The sequence below is a fragment of the Streptomyces sp. NPDC038135 genome (assembly GCF_055601245.1).
The window spans coordinates 340,264-356,663 of record NZ_JBVJXS010000010.1 but is presented as its reverse complement, the minus strand read 5'-3'; the positions used below and the strand labels follow the sequence as shown (position 1 = coordinate 356,663).

The following is a 16,400-nucleotide window of genomic DNA, read 5'->3' as shown; positions in this document are numbered from 1 at the left end:
CGCGTGCCGTTGAGAACGGGAGTGCAAGAACGGTGTGGCGGGACTGGGGGGATGGCTGTTCGGGCGGCCTGCTCGCTGAGCGGGCCGCCCGTCGAAACGCGTCCTACATCCCGTCGAGGGTGCCCAAGACCTGGGAGTGCACCTGGTCGTAGGTCATGGCGCCCGTCCAGACCCTCAAGTCCTCCAGGCCGCCGGGCAGGTAGTGGCGAGTGTCTAACTGCGTGACAAGGCAGACGAACAGCAGCGGACAACCGCTGACGCCTGTGGACCGTTGCACTAGGTGAGAGCCAGATCAGCCCAAGGCCACACCCCCGCCGTAGTTGCTTCGGGACGAAGAAGTCATTACCCATCTCTCGCCGTAAGCCGTCGCGGTCGGCTTGGAGTACGCGACGCTTGGGGCATGGCCCCTGAACCCAGCGCTGCCCCGTCGACGAACACTCACCAACGCCGGACCCGCACCTAAGGGAGCCTGCCGCCAACCGTGGCGCACCGCACACAGCGGGCGGCACCTCCTCCGGACAGGAAGGGCCGCCCCGCTCATGGTCGTCACCGCGTCGCCGATGGCTGCGGGGGCTCCAGCACGGGCTCCGCGGGAAGCCCGCCGTTCTTCTCGCAGCGCAGTTCCTTGGCCATGGCCAGGGAGACGGAGTGCGCCACAGTCGCGTAGGCGTCCTTCAACGCCTCGACGTCGCCCTCGGGCGGCTTCGGCATGTCCCAGCGCTCGACCCCCACGACGATGTGGGCCGCCTCCGACGAGCCGGCCAGCTTGTCGCTCCGGCACGCGAAGAAGACGTACGCCATGTCCGCCGCCGTCACGGCTCGCTCCCCCATCTTCAGCACCGTGAATTTCGGGGCCGAGGTACCGGTCGGGGCGCCGTCCTTCAGATCCCAGGTGATCCTGAGCTGGACCTCCGGCGTGCCGATGGGCGTGAAGACACGGCAGACGTCCTCGGTCACGGTGGAGCCCGCGGAGGCCTCGACAAGGTTCGCCGCAGCTTTTGCCACGGAGTACTCCTTGCCCGACGCCTCGAACCGCGACGACCCTGTGATCACCTTCAGTGCCTTGGATGCGTCGGCGGACACGGCATTGCCACCGCAGAGCTGTGTCCCCGCGACCGCCTTGTAGTCCTTGGGCGTTTTCTCCTCGTCCCCGTCCCCGTCCCCTCCGCAACCGGTGGCTCCGAGAACCAGCGAGCCGGCCACGGCCGCGGAGAGCAGTCCCGCGCGTACCGACCCACGACTGATCACTGTCCGCATCCTCATGTCTCCTCGGCCGGCCACCGGAATCAGCCGGTCTCCGGGTCGTTGCCCTGCTGGTTCTCCCGGTCGTTACCGACCCCGTAGCCGATCAGCATCGACTCGCGCAGATCCTGGCCGAACACGCTGTCCTTGCCTACACCGTGACGATCCAGGAACTCCCCCATCGGGGCCTCGGCCATGCTCTCACCACCGGAGTAGATCTTGGTCTTCTCCTCCCTGGTGAGCTCCTCCAGCTTCTCCTTGTGCTCATCTACCGAGTTGTCGGAGAAGTCGCCGACCATCTGGCCGATGACCTGCTCGGCGGCACCACTGGCGGTGTCCGTCGCCAGCGGGATGAGTACCGCGGCCGTGCCCACGGCCGCGGTCGCGGGCAGGAAGGCGACACCTGCCGCGAGGCCCGCCGTGGCCCCGAACTCGACCCAGCCCGACCGCTTGGCGACCGCCTTCTCGTAGTCCTCGTGGGTCTTGAGGTTCGTCGCCTCTACTTGGTCGGCACGGGACTGGTCGAGCATGCCCTGCACCTCGGCGCCCACGCGCATGGTCGCCCTGGCAGCGCCCTCGTGGATCTTTCCGTCCGGGCCCACTGTGTCTTCCAGCGCGCTTCGGGTGTAGACCTGCTCCGCGGTCGAGACGGTCGCGTAGGCGTCCGGGTGCTGGCCGAGGGTGCTGAGGAAGCCCCGGACGGCGCTCCGCCCGTTCCCGTCCGCGGTGTCCGCGAAGTCGATGTGCCCGTCCGCGTTCCCGCCGGGCGCGAACACGCTGTCCGGATCGTTCTTGTCCAACGCCCAGTTGATGTCGTCGATGTAGCCGGCGCCCATGACGCCCAGGCTGTCGGCCATCGTCTCCTGGTGCTCCTTGAGCAGACCCGGGTCCGCGCCGTACTTCTCGATGACCTTCTGCATGACCGCGGCGTTGTCCCCGTCCCGCTCCACGCCGGCGTCCGGGTGGCCGGCAGGGTAGCCGAGGGTCGCCGCCTCCAGGGCGTGGCCGAGGGCGTCGGGCATCTGGCCGAGCGACGCCTTGAGTTCCTTGTCGTCGAGCGAGTTGACGTCGGGGAAGGACTCCCACTTCTCGTTGCCGAAGAAGTCGAGGTAGTTGTCGATCGCCTCGCCGTCCTTGTTCTTGCCGAGGCCGGCCGTGGCACCGTGGTTGACCGTGCCGTCCTCGTTGTACGCGGTCGGCGGATCGGCGAAGAACCTCTTCGCCGCTTCCGGACTGTTGCCGAGCGCTTCCAGCATGGCGGTGGTGGGGCCCAGCCTCGCCGGGCCCCACGGGGCCAGGCGTTGCACCTGGCGCATCGGCACGGCCAGCCTACGGGCGCCGGAAGCGTCCGTGCCGCCCGGGCCGAGCTGCAGGAGGCTCTTTCGGCGACGGAGCAAGTGGAGGCGGCGAAGGAGCGGTTGGAGGACATACGAACCCGCCAGGATGCGGACGTCAAACTCCCGAAGGCGCGCCTGGCCCTGGATGACGCTCGGCGTGCGTGGCAGAGCCGTACGGGACAACGTCCTCGGTAGGCGTGGCTCGGTGACGGGCGCAGCCAGCGCCCATCAGGGTGCCGCCCCAGACCGGTTTCGAGCCTCTCCCCCACCGGTTGGGAGGCCCCCATGGGGCGCAGGCTCACCGGTCGGCGTCACCTACAGCTACTGGCAAAGGGGGGATCAGTGGCGGTGCTCGCGGTGGCAACCCACCCGGACACCTCGTCGACGAACCGGCCCCGGTCGTTACGCAGCATCGCGGTGTCGTGGTCGTTGTTCAACACGTACGCCCGCCGGTCCTGGAAGACGTCGGTGACGCCCCCGGGGTGGACGCGGGCCGTGGAACGCCCGTCGAGGCGAAAGTGGGAATGTGTAGGAGTGACCCTCCTCGTCCTTGAGGGTCCAGCCGTCCTGGTTCACCACCCGGCGGGTGTGCTGGTCTTCCGAATCCTCATTGGAACAGCAAGCGGTCGCGTACGCAGAAGTCCGGAGTTACCTGGATCTCCAGTGCGCCGGCACTTTCGCCCATGTGGAAGTCGACTGAGATGTGCATGGCCGCAGAAATCAATGCTAGCCGCGTCCCGCCCTCGCGAAAGATGTCCAGCAGCAGCTCACCGCCATTCGTCCAGTGGACTCTCACGGCCGAGCCTGCCGAGCGGTGGGGCGGTGGCCCAGGCGGAGACGCCGCCCAGCATAGCGAGAGCGGCGACGGCGGGATTGGCATTCGGCCTCCAACACAAGATCGCGAGAGCTCGTGCAGCGGTGAGACAGCGAAGCGAGAACGTGTGAGTCCGGCGGCGTGCACGGTGAACTCGTTCAAGGGACCTTCGGCTGTCCGGTCCTGCTGGTCCCGCAGCCATCCATTCGAACCTGCTCGAATCATGGCACCAACCGTCGCGGTACCAGGCCTGACCGACTCAAGCTAGTGGCCAGCTGTCGGTGGTCGGAACGCCGGAGCATCACGACCCGCACACCTGACCCATGTCTCTCGCGCTTGGAGGACGATCGTTTTGAACCGTACGAGCCGGTGCCTAGTCGCCGCTGCCGTCACTGGTGCCGCCGCCCTCGGAGGTCTTGTGCCCGGCACTGCCGCGGCGGCTCCACAGGCCGTCTGCGCGCCCAACTACCTGCACTACAAGTACTACACGTCAAGCGGCACCATCGCCGACTGGGCCAAGAACTGTGAGGGCAGCTACACCCTCAACTCCGGTGGCTACAGCATCCAGGCAGGAGAGTGGTCGGGGTACGTCTACTTCAAGGACGGCACCTCCAGCACGTTCTGCCAGGGGGAGACGCGATACCTGGGTGGCCGCCGGGTCATCAGGATCTACATGGTGCACGACAGGATCGAGCCCTGCTTGTAGACACCTCAACGAGGCAGACCCGCCGGCATTACAGCACTCCAGCTGCGGCGGTGTGCTGAAGGCGGCAACCTCATGCAGCATCCGTGACTGGGCCTGCTGCGAGCACCGCTGCCCTACTCACAACGAACGCATGGACGATCGCATGGCGTCCATCTTTCGCGCCCCGTGCGTACGCCGGGGGTTGCTGGCTGGGTCGCCCCGAGCGGCGGCCCAGCCAGCGCCGCATCAGCCGAGGAGCCAGTCCAGTCCGAGCAGTCCACCACCGGTCAGACGACCGCTGTTGACTCCCGCCGTGGCCTGGGTGCCGTATGTCGTCACGTCGTCGGGGTCCGCCATGCTGCCGCTGCTGGAGAAGTAGGACCCACCGTCCCCGTAGGTGAGGACGAGGAGGACGGGCGGCAGACCCAGGCTGATGAGATGGCGGGCAAGCTGCGGGGCTGCCTGGAGGAGCCGAACTGCACATCGTTCTCCACATGGGGATTCACCGACCGGTACGGTTCCACCGCCGACACCAAGATCTATCCTGCGCGCACGGCCGATTCTCTGCCATGGGACGCAGCCCTACGGCCGAAGCCGGCGTACGAGCGCCTGCTCGAGGCCTTTGACGAGGCGTGAGGAAGCAAGGTGCGATCTCTCGGTTTGGAGATGCTCGCCGGGCCCCTGCCCGGCATCTACGAACCCGCCGGTCCGAGGAAACTTCTGTTCGCGTTTTTCGCGGCGATGGCGGAGACCGAGCGGGAGAACATCTGCGAGTCGACGCTGGAGGGCTCGACACCGCGGCCCGCAAGGGCAAGCACGGCGGCCGGCCGCCGGTCATCACCGACGACATGCTGCACACCGTGCTCCGGCGCCGCGCAAGCGGCGAGTCCGTCGAGCAGATCCAGCCCGACCTGATCATCCCCACCGGCAAACGCCAGGGACACCACCCTTCGGTGGCCAGCATCCACCGGGCGCTCGCCTAGCACGCCAAGCGCGAGGCGTACCCGGAAGCCGTCGAGCAGGCCCACACCGCGGCCCTGCCGACCCTGCGGCTCAACGCGCCCAAGCAGCGGCAGGCCGCCCCGCACCGCCTTCCGCCGGCTGCATCCACGGGCGCTCCCCGGCCGGAGAGCGCCACGGGCAGCCCGGGGTCAGCCGCCAGCCGAGCCGGCCGAGGCCGAACCGCCGGAGGTCCAGCCGGAGTTGGACAGCGGCCGAGGGCGCGTGCTGCGCTCGGTGCGCAGCTCCACCACGACCCCTGCCGGACCGAGCAGGGCCTCCAGCGCGTCGGCGAGCCGCTGCGGGTCGCCGCCGAACGGGAGCGGGGCGAGCCGCTCCCGGCCGCCCCGCAGGACGAGTTCCAGCGCGAGCGTGGAGACGGTCGGCTTGCGGTCCCCCTCGTACGGCTCCACCACCTCGTGCGTCAGCCGCACCTCGCGCAGGGTGTCGACGGGAAGCCAGTCGTCCGGCCTGGCGGCCCGGACCAACCGCAGGGACGCGGGCACCCCGGCCGGCGCGAACTCCACCCGCAGGATGCGCCGGGCCCGGGAATAGGCCACCGCCGGCCAGCCGAGCAGGTACTCCAACCCGGCGATCACCCCCACCACCACGAACACGGTCGACGCCCGCGCCCCGGCCAGCGCCATCCAGAAGGCGACGAGCAGAGTCGGCACGACCAGGGCGAGCGGAGTGAACAGCGCCGGCCCCGCCGAGGTCAGCGCGATCCGCGCCGGCCCGGCCGGCGAGCCGCCGCGCAGGATCAGATCCGTCGAGTCGGGACCTTGTCTGAGCAAGGGATCGGTGGCCATGCATCCAGCGTAGGACCGGTCCGCAAGAGCGCCCCGACCCCACCACGGCCGCCGTCCTGCTGAGCCTGCTGGTGTCTCAGCAACTCAATGCGCTGAAGGCACCGGATCCAACCCGGCTCACTGCCATAGCCGCACGGCCCGGCGCCCGGCCAGCACTACCGCGCGCCAAGGTGCCGGGGACGGGTACATCGGAGCAGTGGCTCAACGCCTCGGCCGGCGCGGACCGGGCAGGCTGCGGCGTCGGCCGAAGCACCGCTGCCTCCCCGGCGGGGAAGTCCGCACTGAGGGCGCTACCACTCGCAACGCGAGGATCGATGGGTCTTCGGTGACCGGAGACGGAGAGATAGCTGTACAAGTTCGCCTGGACCAAGATCGTGAGGCACATCCCCGTCAAGGGAACGGCATCAAAAGACGATCCGAGCCTCATGGACTACTGGGCCGAACGCACCCGGAAGCGCAAGCATCCTCAGGCGGACGGAGCCAAGCGCTTGGGCCGGCCTCCCGCCTGGTGCCCCCGCTCGCCGTGGACTTTCCGGCCTGACCCACCAGGCGAGAACCACCGCGCTGCTGTCCACCGTCGTCCGCGCTGCCAGGGCGAACTGGACGGAAGCCCGTGAGGGGATGGACGCCCTGCAGGCCGCCCCACTCGGCGGCCAGTTCACGTTCAGGGGCCGTACCTACACGCGCCAAAATAAGGACTCGTCGACTCCGTTCCGGGCCTACGACGAGTCCGGCCGACGCCTCCATCCGGGGCTGCTCGAGGAGCGGGCGTTCTGAGCCTGGGCCACGATCGACTTCCTGCAGCACACCGGCGTCCGGATCGAGGAGATGCTGGAGGCCAGCCATCACGCCCTGATCCAGTACAAGCTGCCCACCATACGACGACCAGGTTCAACGGGGCGGGCGGGGCCGGGCGGTAGCGGCCGATGTGGCAGCGGACCGCCTCGGCCAGGCGCGGGGGGTCGTCGGTGACGGTGGCCCGGCCTTCGAGGGTGACCCAGCCGAAAGCCGTCCGCCTGGCAGAGCGCGACGCGGACCGCCGGGCAGCCCGCCGCCACATTCCGGGGCTTTCGGGCCTTGGCCCGGGTGGTGACCTGGGCCAGGCCGGTGGACGCGTCGAAGGTGAAGGGGACTGGGGTGACGTGCGGGGTGCAGTCGCGGCGGAGGGTGGTGAAGGTGGCCGGGTACGTGTGCCTGCAACTCGAACCGTCTCCCGGGCATTGGGGCCGTATCAGCGAAGGCTGCCCAGCCATCGCCACTGGGGGGAACACGCGGCTGCAGGCGACGAGCCGGTGCATGACGTGCATGGGGACTCTCGGCGGCTGACGATCGGCAGGGATGCTGGGCCGTGGGGTACCAAGCAGAACGGGTTCTTCCTCTCGCAGCCGTTCCTCGACGCGGAGGTCGTGCCCACGATGCGCCGGCTGCCCGCCGCAGCCACGTTCCGTCCGGGCTTACGTCCACGGCCTGCGGTCGCACGGCGACGAGTTCATCGACCTCTGCCGCTGCGCACGGCATCCGCTCACCGCGGAGATGTTCGACACCGACACGCGCTGCCAGGTGGTATGGGAGGCCCGGCTGGGCATGGGCACTCCCGCTCTGGGACCGCCGAACAGCTCGCCGGCCTCGTGGCCCGGCTGGAGAGCCTGCCGGACGAACGATCCGCGGCATCCGGCGCGGGCGTGCCGGTCATCGTTGGTTCTTGATGTCCCACAGGGTCGTCTCAACCGGACCCGCGGACACCACGCGTACCCCGTACCGGTTCTCCACCACTTCCTGGGACTCGTCCTTTCCGGTGCCCGCAATGTTGATTGTTTCCATGATGTTGACGCCGTGCAGACCGAACTGCCAGTACACGGTGATGTACCGCGGCTTCCTCGTTCTTGCGTCGACCGAGTTGTTTTCCCGTATCTCGCTCTTGTATATGACGGAGTCGAAGTCCTTCTGACTCTTCACCCATGCGGGCACCTGGGCTTTCTTCCAGGTGAACGCAGGGGGACCGAAACGCACTACGGAAGAGAGGTCCTTGCGTGTGAGGTGCGCGTTGGCGTAGAAGGTCAGCTGGTCGTACGGGGTCCTCTTGGGGAGCTGAACGACCACTCGCGCGGAGAACTTGTCCCTGGCGTAGATCCATCGTCCCACGGGCATCCACGGCTGCGCCGACACCAATTGGCCGGGCTGGTGGATCTCCCTACGGGATACCGGGTTGAACGCTTGGAAGTCCCTCCATTTCTCCGAGTCGCCCTGCCATTCCCGACGGGACCTGTCCTTCCGGCTCAGGTGCACCGTCTCCGCCATGGCGTGGAATTCGGTGCCCAGGACGTAGAAAGCCGCATCACCGCGGTTCTCGATCTCGATGTCCACCGGCACGGAGAACGACTTGCCGCCCCGGTTCTGCATGCTTTTCCCCACGGTCAGTTTGACGACCGGCGTGGTTTCGTGCTGGGACGGTTGGTAGAGGTTCTGGTAGCCGAAGTTCGCCACCGCGATGACCGTGGTGACGATCACCGTGGCGGCCACTCGCTTGGGAGCGGGGATCAGAACCGATGTGCGGAACACCGCAAAGGCAGCCCAGGCCGAGCCCACCGTCAGGACGATGAACAGCGCCTTGAAATACCAGTAATCACCGTCCTTCAGGATCTCGGCCGCGACGAGGAGGTTGGTCAGCGCGGCCGCGAACGAGGCCATCAGAGCGATCACCCCGGAGTATTCGTACTTGTGCGACAACCAGTGGTCCGTGGCCGCGATAGCGCCCAACAGCGTGGTGAAGGCCACCGCCATGAGCACGGCACCGGTGAGGCGGCCGGCGAACGTCAGCGCCCCCACGAAGTCCTCGTAGCCGAACCAGGCCAGCATCCCGATCGTCACGAGGAGAACCAGCGTGATCAACGCGAGAGAGACGGGCGATGGTCTGGGCCACGCCTGTGCCAGCGTCCGTTGCGCCCGCTGGCGAGAGCTGGCGGGTGAGTTGCTGTGAATCCTCACGGGACCACCTCCTCGCGGCCGATCGGAGCCCGGGCAGCGAGACCGTGTCCGTGAACACGATTCGTTCCTTGCTCTCGTCCGGCGTGGACGTGCGCAGGAACGCGCCCTCGCGGGGTTCGTCATGTGGGATGAACTCGACCTCGCGGACCCGTACCTGCAGGGGCCCCGGTGCCCGGGGGCGGCCGGAAATCGCCCGTCCACTCCCTGACCCGCGACAGGCCGACCACGACCGTCTTCGGGGCCGGACTGAGCACGTACTCGCGCTGCCATGCCGGGGCCGCGGCGGGGCTCGTGGGAAGCGACGAGGTCGACCTGAACCGCCGGCCCGTTCGTCGGCGGACGGCAGGGTTCCAGGACTATGTCGACCCGGCGGATGCGCGCCGCGGACTCGCTCACTCCCACGCTAGTCACCGTGCGGGCGTGCTGCACCCCGGCGGAGGCGGCGGAACCGCCTGGTGCGGCCAGCCGCGGGTCGCGGTGACGGTCACCTCGCCGCCCGGGGCGGCCAGGACGCGTGCGTCGCCGGCGGCCGTGACGCGCCAGGGGCCCGGCGGCAGGGACAGGGTGGTCGTCCGGGGACCGTGGGGGCCGCGCGGTAGGTGAGGCGGTAGACGCCCGCCCCGGGGTCGTACCCGGCGGAGCGGATCGTGCCCGCCACCGCCTCCGCGGACGGTTCGGCGGTCAGCTACTTGTGGGGGCGGAAGGCGCCGGTGTCGTCCACGGCGCAGCACCCACCGCCATAGCACCACACGTAGCCCGCCCAGCCGGAGTCTCAACGGCGCAGGGAGGCCAGCGCGTCCCGGTAGAAGAGATTCATGTGCGGCACAGCGTGCTGTCCGGCGGCCCCCACTTGCCGACGACCACCCGGACCCGGTAGCGCCTGGGGTACCCGGTGACGGCCCGCTGGTGCGCCTCGACCCAGCCGGCCCCGGGGTCGTAGTCGGCGCCTCCTCCATGGCGGTGCCGTAGAAGTGCGGCGCGTACACCACCCGAGGGGCCTCCACGCGGCCGAGGCCGGTCGGTACGCCCTCGCCCACGACCGGGGCAGGCTCCACGAACAGCCAGGCGTCCCGGTCGGCCGAACGGACGGCGTGGGCGAGGCGGTTGTACATCGGTGACAGCGGCTCGCGTTCGACACGGCGCGCTGCCGTCGCCAAGTCTTCTCCCGGCCGCTGCTCGCCCATCGGTTCCTTGATCAGGTCGTAGCCGAGCAGGGCCGGGTGGTGGGCGAACCGGGCGGCGAGGGTGCGCCACATGGCAGCCTGGGCGCGCCGTAGGTCCGCTTCCTCGTACAGGTGGGTGAAGGCCCGCTGCACGGCGGGCTCCAAGTACTCGGCGAACCAGTCGTGCGGGTGCGCGGTGCACGGCAGTCCGTCGGTCCTGTTCGCCGACTCGGGTATGCCGCGGTGGCCGAACGCGGGCCGTAAGACGTCCTGGTGGGGGTCGAAGACGACCTTCACGTCGCGGCTCCAGGTCGTCCCAGAAGACCAGCAGCCGGGCGAAGTCCAAGCCCCGGGCCCGCAGGTCGCGAAGATGGCGTTCGGTGACGGCGGTCAGGCCTCCTCGCCCCGATGCGTCTTGTCCCGATGTTCCAGTCGTGCCCGGTGAGCACCCGCCCCTGCCGGTCGGTGAGCCGGGGGACGTCCTGCCCGGTTTCCTCGGCGTGGGTGGTGGCGCGGGCCAGGAAGCCGGCGAGGACCGCGTCCGCCGTCAGCATCGCAGGCAGTACAGGAGACCTCCGGTGAGCCGGCGTCGGGTTCCGTGACTTCGCGTGCACTTCAAGCCGAACACTCCCGTGCTGCCAGCCATGCACGGGGAGGACCAGCATGAAGTACCGCACCGTCGGCACCGATCCGGCCACCCGCCGCGACGTGAGCGTGCCCGCCCTCGGCGCGATGCTGTTCGGGTCGCGCACCGATGAGAAGACCTCGTTCGGCGTCCTCGACCGCTATGCCGAGGCCGTCGGGACCCTCGTCGACACCTCCGACAACTACGCCTTTCACACGGATGGGTCTAGACGGTCAGCGTGATCGACACGACATTGCGGAGCCCGCGTCAGCGATGTGCCCTGAGAGTGCCTCGGGGAGGGCGGCCGGCCCGGAGTCCCCTGCTGTGCGCAGAGGGTGCCGCCTCTCCGTGTATGAACTCTGACCCGGTGCCTCCCGGGCTGCTGCTCGATGCACCCATCAGCGAGGACGGTCAGACGTTGGGGACCTGCAGCTTGTCCCAGCTGATCTTGCCGGGGATGCCGTTGGCGTCGTCACCTGTGAGGCCGAGCTTTCGCTGAAAGGCGGCGTAGGACTTCACATCGCCCGGGCCCCAGACGTCGGTGTTGGCGCTCGACTGGTACCGGTCGCAACCTTCGGCGACGAGCCGACGGTGCATTGCGGCGATGATCGGCGATTTCCGTCCGGTCTGGAAGAACGACGCACCCGGGAACGGCTCGGTGTGCGGCCCGGGGGCCGGGTGTGAATCCTTGAAGTGGTCGTACGCCTCCTGAGCCGCCGCGAGGACCTTGTCGTAGATCTTGTCCATGTACGGGCCGGCGCAGGCGGTCGAGGACCAGTGGTGGTGGTAGAAGAGGTTGTTCCTGCTGGGGCGTTCGCCGATCACCTTGGCGAAGTGCCAGCCGGCGAGACGTGCGGCGTTCTTCCAGGTGGCCTCGGTGATCGTCCAGCCGGGCGCGAGCGTTTCGTTCGCCATTTCGATGCTGATGGTGCTCTGGTTGCCGGCCGTGTCGCCGACGGCCCAGGCGTACTCGTTCACCTTGACGTACTGAGCGACGGCACCGGCGGCGTCCACGTCGAAGTGGGCCGAGGCCGGACGCGTCTTCCAGACGTTGAGCACACCCTGGTGCGAAAGCCGGGCGCCGTTGTGGTGCAGCGTGACCGACGTCTTCCTGTAGGACTTGTGGGTGACGTGGCCCGTCGCGCTGAGCTCGTCGATGAGGTTCGAGACGGCACGGTCGTAAGCGATGGTGGCGGTCACTTGGAGTCCTCCGCGTCGTTCTCGACGTCGTCCTCGGCGAAGGCGACGAAGTCGCTTTCCGGAAGGCCGTCGAGGTTGTCGGTTCCGGGTCCATCGCCGGTATCGGTCTTCTCGAGGGCCGCCTTCACGTCCTCGTCATCGAAGTTCTTGTGGGGCATGAGCTGTCCTTTGAGTTCCACAGATTCGCGTCGCCGGTTCACATTCGACGAGCGACCGGGGACGAATTCCCTCGTCGCCGCTCCTCCGATCGCTTCTGCGACGACCATGGCCTCGGCCTCTAGACGTTGGGGACCTGCAGCTTGTCCCAGCTGGTCTTGCCGGGGATGCCGTTGGCATCGTCACCTGCGAGGCCGAGCTTTCGCTGAAAGGCGGCGTAGGACCTCACATCGCCCGGGCCCCAGACGTCGGAGTTGGCGCTCGACTGGTACCGGTTGCAACCTTCGGCGACGAGCCGACGGTGCATTGCGGCGACGATCGGCGATTTCCGACCGGTGTGGAAGAACGACGCCCCAGGGAACGGTTCGAAGCTGCTTGGGGTGGCGGGCCCGCCGTCCATGTACTTCTTGTAGGCCCCGCTCGCGAACGTGGACCATTGATTCCAGTCGTGTGCGTCCTTGATGGCCTTTGCCGTCTTGGCGTTGTAGAGCGGGTCCTTGAGCTTTCCCTCAATCCTGAGCGTGTCCGGCGGGGAGAACTGCCCTGGATGCTTGAGGGAGCGTATCTGGAAGAGACCAATGGACGGCCCCCACTTGTGGTCGACCAGACCCTGGTCTCCGATGATGCCTGGGTCTCCTTTGGACTCTGCCATGGCGACGGCCGCCGCGATTTTGATGTCACTGTCGGTGAACCCGGCCTGTTTGGCGAGGGCGCGCAGCTCGGTCAGGCTCATTGTCATTATTTCGACGCCCCTCTAACTTGTTGATCAGACTTGTGATCAGAAGTCGTGCCCGCATGGCGCATGGCGCATCACGGTGGGATCGAGAAACCGGGAACTGCCCGGAATTCGAACCGGGAGGGGATATTGCCGAAATGTGCTAACTAGGCCTGCGGGTTAAGGGATGATATTCCGCCGCGAGCTTCCCCCAATTGACACGCACACACATAGGAGATCACGGATCCTCTTAACCGCGCCTCCGTGGAGTACGGGGCGGCTGCACGAGGCGTGAAAACGTCACTTATTTCCACCGTATGACGATGCCGGGGGTCGCGCAAACAGAGCGGGGAGGTCCGAAGCTGCCCGGCGCTCTTCCATTGGGAGATCGACCCGCTTGGAGGACGGGAAGGCTACCGAGCCCTCCACACCTCACTTTTGATTAAGAAGGCCTGACTGCCGGCACGAGGGAAGCCGCTGCTGAAGGTGCCCTGAAAGTGACTTGGTAGAGGCGGCAGTTGGAAGGTTCCCGGCTCAGGTTGCTGTTCTTACACCCTGTGCGGGGGTGCCGCCCCTTCGCACGCCGTCCGCGGAGACTTCTCGGCTACGCCGGGAAGGCTGCCGCTCGTTGGCGTCGGTCGCCGCCGAACCGGCCCGAAGCCGCTGTGCCATAGGTGTGGCCGTAGATGCGGGCGGAGGCGCCCGGGGCGCGGACGGGGAGGTAGGCGTTGAAGATGGTCAGCAGGACGTACAGGCGGTTGCCGGTGGCCCGCGCCGGGGCCCGGTGGACCTCGACGTCCGCGAGCTGGACGGCAGCACGTCGGACGCGTCCCCGACGGCCGAGAGCAGTGCGCGCAGTTGGTCCCGCTGCCGTTCGGTCGCGCGGGCGGCGGCGCGTCCGGCGATCAACGTGTCGATGTGGCATCGCACTTCGCAGACCTCGCCGATCCAGTCGGGGCTGTGCCGGACGAGCATCGGCAGCAGGTCGGCCCCGCCGAGCCGCAGGTAGTGGCGGACGCGGGTACCGAGGCCGTGCCGGGTCTCCAGCAGACCGGCCTGCGTCAGACGGCCGAACGCGTGCCTGAGCGTGATGCGCGTGACACCGTACCCGTCGGCGAGGGTGCGCTCAGGTGGCAGGTGACTGCCCGCCGGATGACGGCCAGCGAGGATGTCCTCCCGCAGCCGGGCCCTCCAAACCGTCGACGATGGTCTCGCGGGGCAGTGCCTCCACGCCGTTCTCCTGAATGGCTCAGTGGATGAGTCCTCAACCAACACGAGCCCGAGCAGTCAATGGCCGGGCGTGAAGATCGGCTACTCGGCCAACGGCTCCTGGTGCGAACGGGTTCGGTAGCGGGCGCGGAACTCGGCCAGCAGCTCGTCGGTGGCCTCGGCGCCGGCGCTCACGGCAGCGTGGACGTCGCGGAAGTAGTCCTCGTAGCCAGCGGGCGTGTAGAGGCACAAGGCGCGCGCCGTGACGTCCCCGGCGTTGCGGAAGCCGTGCGGGGTGCCCCGGGTCGCGGCGAGCAGGGCTCCTGGAGGGGCGGCTGTCTCGCCGTCCCCGGTGTGGAGTGTCAACTCGCCCTCCAGGACGTAGAAGTACTCGTCGTGCCCCTCGTGCACGTGCGGCCTGGCACCGATGGTGCCGGGGGCGAGGCTGAACTCCTCGAAGGCGAACCGCCCGCCCGTGTGCTCGCCGGTGAGCCGGAAGAAGTGCGCGACCCCGGCGATGTCGATCAGCTCACCCTCACCGGGGCGGCGCAGGAGCGGGTGGTCGGGCGTGCGGGGCTGGTCTGCGGTCATGGAGGCATGGTGACAGGCCGGGGCGCGCGTACCGGGCGGTCGGCGTGGCGCGCCCCGTCACCCGACCGGCCGCGCTCACCTTGATACCCGACCGGCGTGGTCCCGTACTGACAGTGAGGGCCTCCCGGTCGGAGCTGCCCTGTGGGGGGATGCCATCAACTCCCATCTCCCGATCCCATGGAGGCGCCATGACGGTGCAGCAGCACGCCGCGATGCCCACGGTTCTGGTGTACGAGGACGACCCGGGATTTCCTCCCGAGGTCCACATGCCCGTACCGCATCCGGTCCCGCACCTCGACGGCCAGCCCTTCCCGATGGCCATAGCCGATCCCGCGCCGCAACCCGACGGCGCCGGACCGGGCACCGAGGCCTTCCGCTACTGGGTGGCGGCCGACGGGCTCAGCAGGGCCGGCCAGACCTGGGGCCCGCTGGTCCCAGCCGGAACGCGGTGGCACGCGTCGGTCGGCAGCGCCCTCACCGCGCACCTCGACGCGGGCGACGACCTCAACGCCTTCTACGACCGCGAGGGCCTGTGGTTCTTCCGCCACACGGTGGCGGGTGTCACCGTCGCCGCATGCGAGAGCACCGAGGTCGTCGCACACGAGACGGGACACGCGATCCTCGACGCGCTGCGCCCGCAGCTGTTCAACACGGCGAGCGCGGAGACGGCCGCCCTGCACGAGGCGTTCGGCGACATCAGCGCGCTGCTGACCTCGCTCAGGCTGGAGTCCCTGCGGGTCGCGGTGCTGGCCGAGACGCAGGGCGACCTCGAACTGTCCTCGCGGGTGTCGCGGATGGCCGAGCAGCTGGGTGCCGCGATCCGCAAGGGCCACCCGAACGCGGTCGACCAGGACTGCCTGCGCAACCTGGCGAACAGCTTCTTCTACCGCGACCCGGTACAGCTGCCGCCGAGCGGACCGGCGAACACGCTGTCCAGCGAGCCGCACTCCTTCTCCCGGGTGTTCAGCGGCGCGTTCCTGAAGGTCGTCGCCGGGATCTTCCGGCAGCAGGACCCGCAGGACCAGGCGGGCCTGGCCAGAGCCGCCGAGATCGCCGGACAGCTGCTGGTGGACGCAGCGGTAGCCACGCCCGTGGTGGCCGCGTACTACGCGCAGCTCGCGGGTCACATGATCGCGGCGGACCAGCGCCGCAACGGTGGCCTGTACGGCCAGGCTCTGCGCTCGGCGTTCATCCGGCACGGCATCCTCTCCCTGGAGGCCGCCGCGTCCCTCACCGAGCCCGAGGTGACGCGCCGGGCCGCCGGGATCGACGAGTCGATGCCGGGCGGTGCCGACGACGACGGGCTCGCGGACGTCACGGTCCACGGTGCGCCGTACGGCGTCACGCAGCCCGTGACCCTCTCCGCTCCTTCGGGGGAACGCCGGTTCGGCATCGCCGGTTCCGACCCTGCCGGCGGCTCCCTGCAGCCCGCCGATCCCGACCGGGTGGCCACGTCGTACCTGGAGGACCTGTTCCGCCGCGGCCGCGTCCACGTGCCCGCCGAGCACCGCTCCGCCGCCGCGTTCGTCGACGACAGCCCCTCGCGGATCAAGACGCACGAGATCGTGCCGAGCACGACCGGTGAGGGTCTCGCCCTGGTCCGGCGGGGCTTCGACTGAGCGGTCGGCCGGACCGGCGGACGACCGGATCAGTGGAAGCGCAGACGACGGACGGTCAGCCGTCCGTCGTCCTCGCGCCTGACGACGTGCGTGGTCCTGGCCGTCGGCTCCTCCCCTTCGAATACCGCCTCACCGCGCGCCAACAGATCGGTGACGAACCTCTCGGCGGCCCGGCGCTCGGCGTCACCGCCCTGCTCCCCCGCGTCGCCGCCCGCCGGGTCCTCCTCGCCGCTCGCGGTCGTACCGGGCAC

At 68.8% G+C, this 16,400-nt stretch carries 15 protein-coding genes and 3 pseudogenes; 5 read left to right on the top strand and 13 right to left on the bottom strand.

Annotation, left to right across the window (positions count from 1 at the left end):
- Nucleotides 1-103: 103 nt before the first annotated feature.
- From ACZ7JA_RS28990 to ACZ7JA_RS28980, 3 genes and pseudogenes are all read right to left on the bottom strand, one after another.
- Nucleotides 104-277 (bottom strand): hypothetical protein, encoded by a 174-nt coding sequence (locus ACZ7JA_RS28990; RefSeq protein WP_470811299.1) that lies wholly within the window; start codon nucleotides 275-277, stop codon nucleotides 104-106.
- Between the two features lie 269 nt (nucleotides 278-546).
- Nucleotides 547-1,257, bottom strand: a complete 711-nt coding sequence (locus ACZ7JA_RS28985; protein ID WP_470811297.1) for a hypothetical protein — start codon at nucleotides 1,255-1,257, stop codon at nucleotides 547-549.
- 29 nt (nucleotides 1,258-1,286) lie between these two features.
- Nucleotides 1,287-2,510: pseudogene (locus tag ACZ7JA_RS28980) on the bottom strand (hypothetical protein); the annotation flags it as partial.
- 1,301 nt (nucleotides 2,511-3,811) lie between these two features.
- On the opposite strand from ACZ7JA_RS28980, the gene ACZ7JA_RS28975 reads away from it, so the two are divergent.
- Nucleotides 3,812-4,099, top strand: coding sequence for a hypothetical protein (locus ACZ7JA_RS28975; RefSeq protein ID WP_351673110.1), 288 nt, complete (start codon nucleotides 3,812-3,814; stop codon nucleotides 4,097-4,099).
- 297 nt (nucleotides 4,100-4,396) lie between these two features.
- Nucleotides 4,397-4,714, top strand: coding sequence for an endo-1,4-beta-xylanase (locus ACZ7JA_RS28970; RefSeq protein ID WP_470811358.1), 318 nt, complete (start codon nucleotides 4,397-4,399; stop codon nucleotides 4,712-4,714).
- A gap of 56 nt (nucleotides 4,715-4,770) precedes the next feature.
- On the opposite strand, the gene ACZ7JA_RS28965 is transcribed toward ACZ7JA_RS28970, so the two are convergent.
- Nucleotides 4,771-5,106 (bottom strand): hypothetical protein, encoded by a 336-nt coding sequence (locus ACZ7JA_RS28965; RefSeq protein ID WP_470811295.1) that lies wholly within the window; start codon nucleotides 5,104-5,106, stop codon nucleotides 4,771-4,773.
- A 123-nt stretch (nucleotides 5,107-5,229) separates the two neighbouring features.
- Nucleotides 5,230-5,886: a hypothetical protein gene (locus ACZ7JA_RS28960; protein WP_389451168.1), complete on the bottom strand. Its 657-nt coding sequence runs from the start codon at nucleotides 5,884-5,886 to the stop codon at nucleotides 5,230-5,232.
- Between the two features lie 621 nt (nucleotides 5,887-6,507).
- Between ACZ7JA_RS28960 and ACZ7JA_RS28955 the strand changes: the two genes are divergently transcribed.
- The gene (locus ACZ7JA_RS28955) at nucleotides 6,508-6,663 is read left to right on the top strand and encodes a hypothetical protein (protein ID WP_389298824.1); all 156 of its coding nucleotides are present in this window, start codon (nucleotides 6,508-6,510) and stop codon (nucleotides 6,661-6,663) included.
- A gap of 912 nt (nucleotides 6,664-7,575) precedes the next feature.
- Here ACZ7JA_RS28955 and ACZ7JA_RS28950 read toward each other — a convergent pair.
- Nucleotides 7,576-8,871: a hypothetical protein gene (locus ACZ7JA_RS28950; protein ID WP_470811293.1), complete on the bottom strand. Its 1,296-nt coding sequence runs from the start codon at nucleotides 8,869-8,871 to the stop codon at nucleotides 7,576-7,578.
- A 407-nt stretch (nucleotides 8,872-9,278) separates the two neighbouring features.
- Nucleotides 9,279-10,588, bottom strand: a pseudogene (locus ACZ7JA_RS28945) (cellulase family glycosylhydrolase).
- A 109-nt stretch (nucleotides 10,589-10,697) separates the two neighbouring features.
- On the opposite strand from ACZ7JA_RS28945, the pseudogene ACZ7JA_RS28940 reads away from it, so the two are divergent.
- A pseudogene (locus ACZ7JA_RS28940) lies at nucleotides 10,698-10,889 on the top strand (aldo/keto reductase); the annotation flags it as partial.
- A 181-nt stretch (nucleotides 10,890-11,070) separates the two neighbouring features.
- Here ACZ7JA_RS28940 and ACZ7JA_RS28935 read toward each other — a convergent pair.
- From ACZ7JA_RS28935 to ACZ7JA_RS28915, 5 genes are all read right to left on the bottom strand, one after another.
- Nucleotides 11,071-11,859 (bottom strand): peptidoglycan-binding protein, encoded by a 789-nt coding sequence (locus ACZ7JA_RS28935; RefSeq protein ID WP_450746339.1) that lies wholly within the window; start codon nucleotides 11,857-11,859, stop codon nucleotides 11,071-11,073.
- The gene (locus ACZ7JA_RS28930) at nucleotides 11,856-12,125 is read right to left on the bottom strand and encodes a hypothetical protein (RefSeq protein ID WP_470811291.1); all 270 of its coding nucleotides are present in this window, start codon (nucleotides 12,123-12,125) and stop codon (nucleotides 11,856-11,858) included. Before ACZ7JA_RS28930 ends, ACZ7JA_RS28935 begins: the two co-directional genes overlap by 4 nt.
- Nucleotides 12,126-12,136: 11 nt before the next feature.
- Nucleotides 12,137-12,748 carry a peptidoglycan-binding protein gene (locus ACZ7JA_RS28925; protein ID WP_470811289.1) on the bottom strand — a complete coding sequence of 204 codons (612 nt, stop codon included), beginning with the start codon at nucleotides 12,746-12,748 and terminating at the stop codon, nucleotides 12,137-12,139.
- A 720-nt stretch (nucleotides 12,749-13,468) separates the two neighbouring features.
- Nucleotides 13,469-14,005 carry a FadR/GntR family transcriptional regulator gene (locus ACZ7JA_RS28920; protein WP_470811286.1) on the bottom strand — a complete coding sequence of 179 codons (537 nt, stop codon included), beginning with the start codon at nucleotides 14,003-14,005 and terminating at the stop codon, nucleotides 13,469-13,471.
- A gap of 36 nt (nucleotides 14,006-14,041) precedes the next feature.
- Nucleotides 14,042-14,530: a cupin domain-containing protein gene (locus ACZ7JA_RS28915; RefSeq protein ID WP_351673093.1), complete on the bottom strand. Its 489-nt coding sequence runs from the start codon at nucleotides 14,528-14,530 to the stop codon at nucleotides 14,042-14,044.
- Between the two features lie 188 nt (nucleotides 14,531-14,718).
- Here ACZ7JA_RS28915 and ACZ7JA_RS28910 point away from each other — a divergent pair, with 188 nt between their 5' ends.
- On the top strand, nucleotides 14,719-16,149 hold the full coding sequence (locus ACZ7JA_RS28910) for a gluzincin family metallopeptidase (protein ID WP_470811284.1): 1,431 nt from the start codon (nucleotides 14,719-14,721) through the stop codon (nucleotides 16,147-16,149).
- Nucleotides 16,150-16,178: 29 nt separating this feature from the next.
- On the opposite strand, the gene ACZ7JA_RS28905 is transcribed toward ACZ7JA_RS28910, so the two are convergent.
- Nucleotides 16,179-16,400, bottom strand: coding sequence for a hypothetical protein (locus tag ACZ7JA_RS28905; RefSeq protein ID WP_351673089.1), 222 nt, complete (start codon nucleotides 16,398-16,400; stop codon nucleotides 16,179-16,181).

Bases quoted from the DNA above. Each gene is read 5' to 3' on its own strand.
- ACZ7JA_RS28985 (WP_470811297.1), bottom strand. From the start codon at position 1,257: ATGCGGACAGTGATCAGTCGTGGGTCGGTACGCGCGGGACTGCTCTCC.
- ACZ7JA_RS28960 (WP_389451168.1), bottom strand. From the start codon at position 5,886: ATGGCCACCGATCCCTTGCTCAGACAAGGTCCCGACTCGACGGATCTG.
- ACZ7JA_RS28955 (WP_389298824.1), top strand. From the start codon at position 6,508: ATGGACGCCCTGCAGGCCGCCCCACTCGGCGGCCAGTTCACGTTCAGG.
- ACZ7JA_RS28930 (WP_470811291.1), bottom strand. From the start codon at position 12,125: ATGGTCGTCGCAGAAGCGATCGGAGGAGCGGCGACGAGGGAATTCGTC.
- ACZ7JA_RS28925 (WP_470811289.1), bottom strand. From the start codon at position 12,748: ATGAGCCTGACCGAGCTGCGCGCCCTCGCCAAACAGGCCGGGTTCACC.
- ACZ7JA_RS28915 (WP_351673093.1), bottom strand. From the start codon at position 14,530: ATGACCGCAGACCAGCCCCGCACGCCCGACCACCCGCTCCTGCGCCGC.
- ACZ7JA_RS28910 (WP_470811284.1), top strand. From the start codon at position 14,719: ATGACGGTGCAGCAGCACGCCGCGATGCCCACGGTTCTGGTGTACGAG.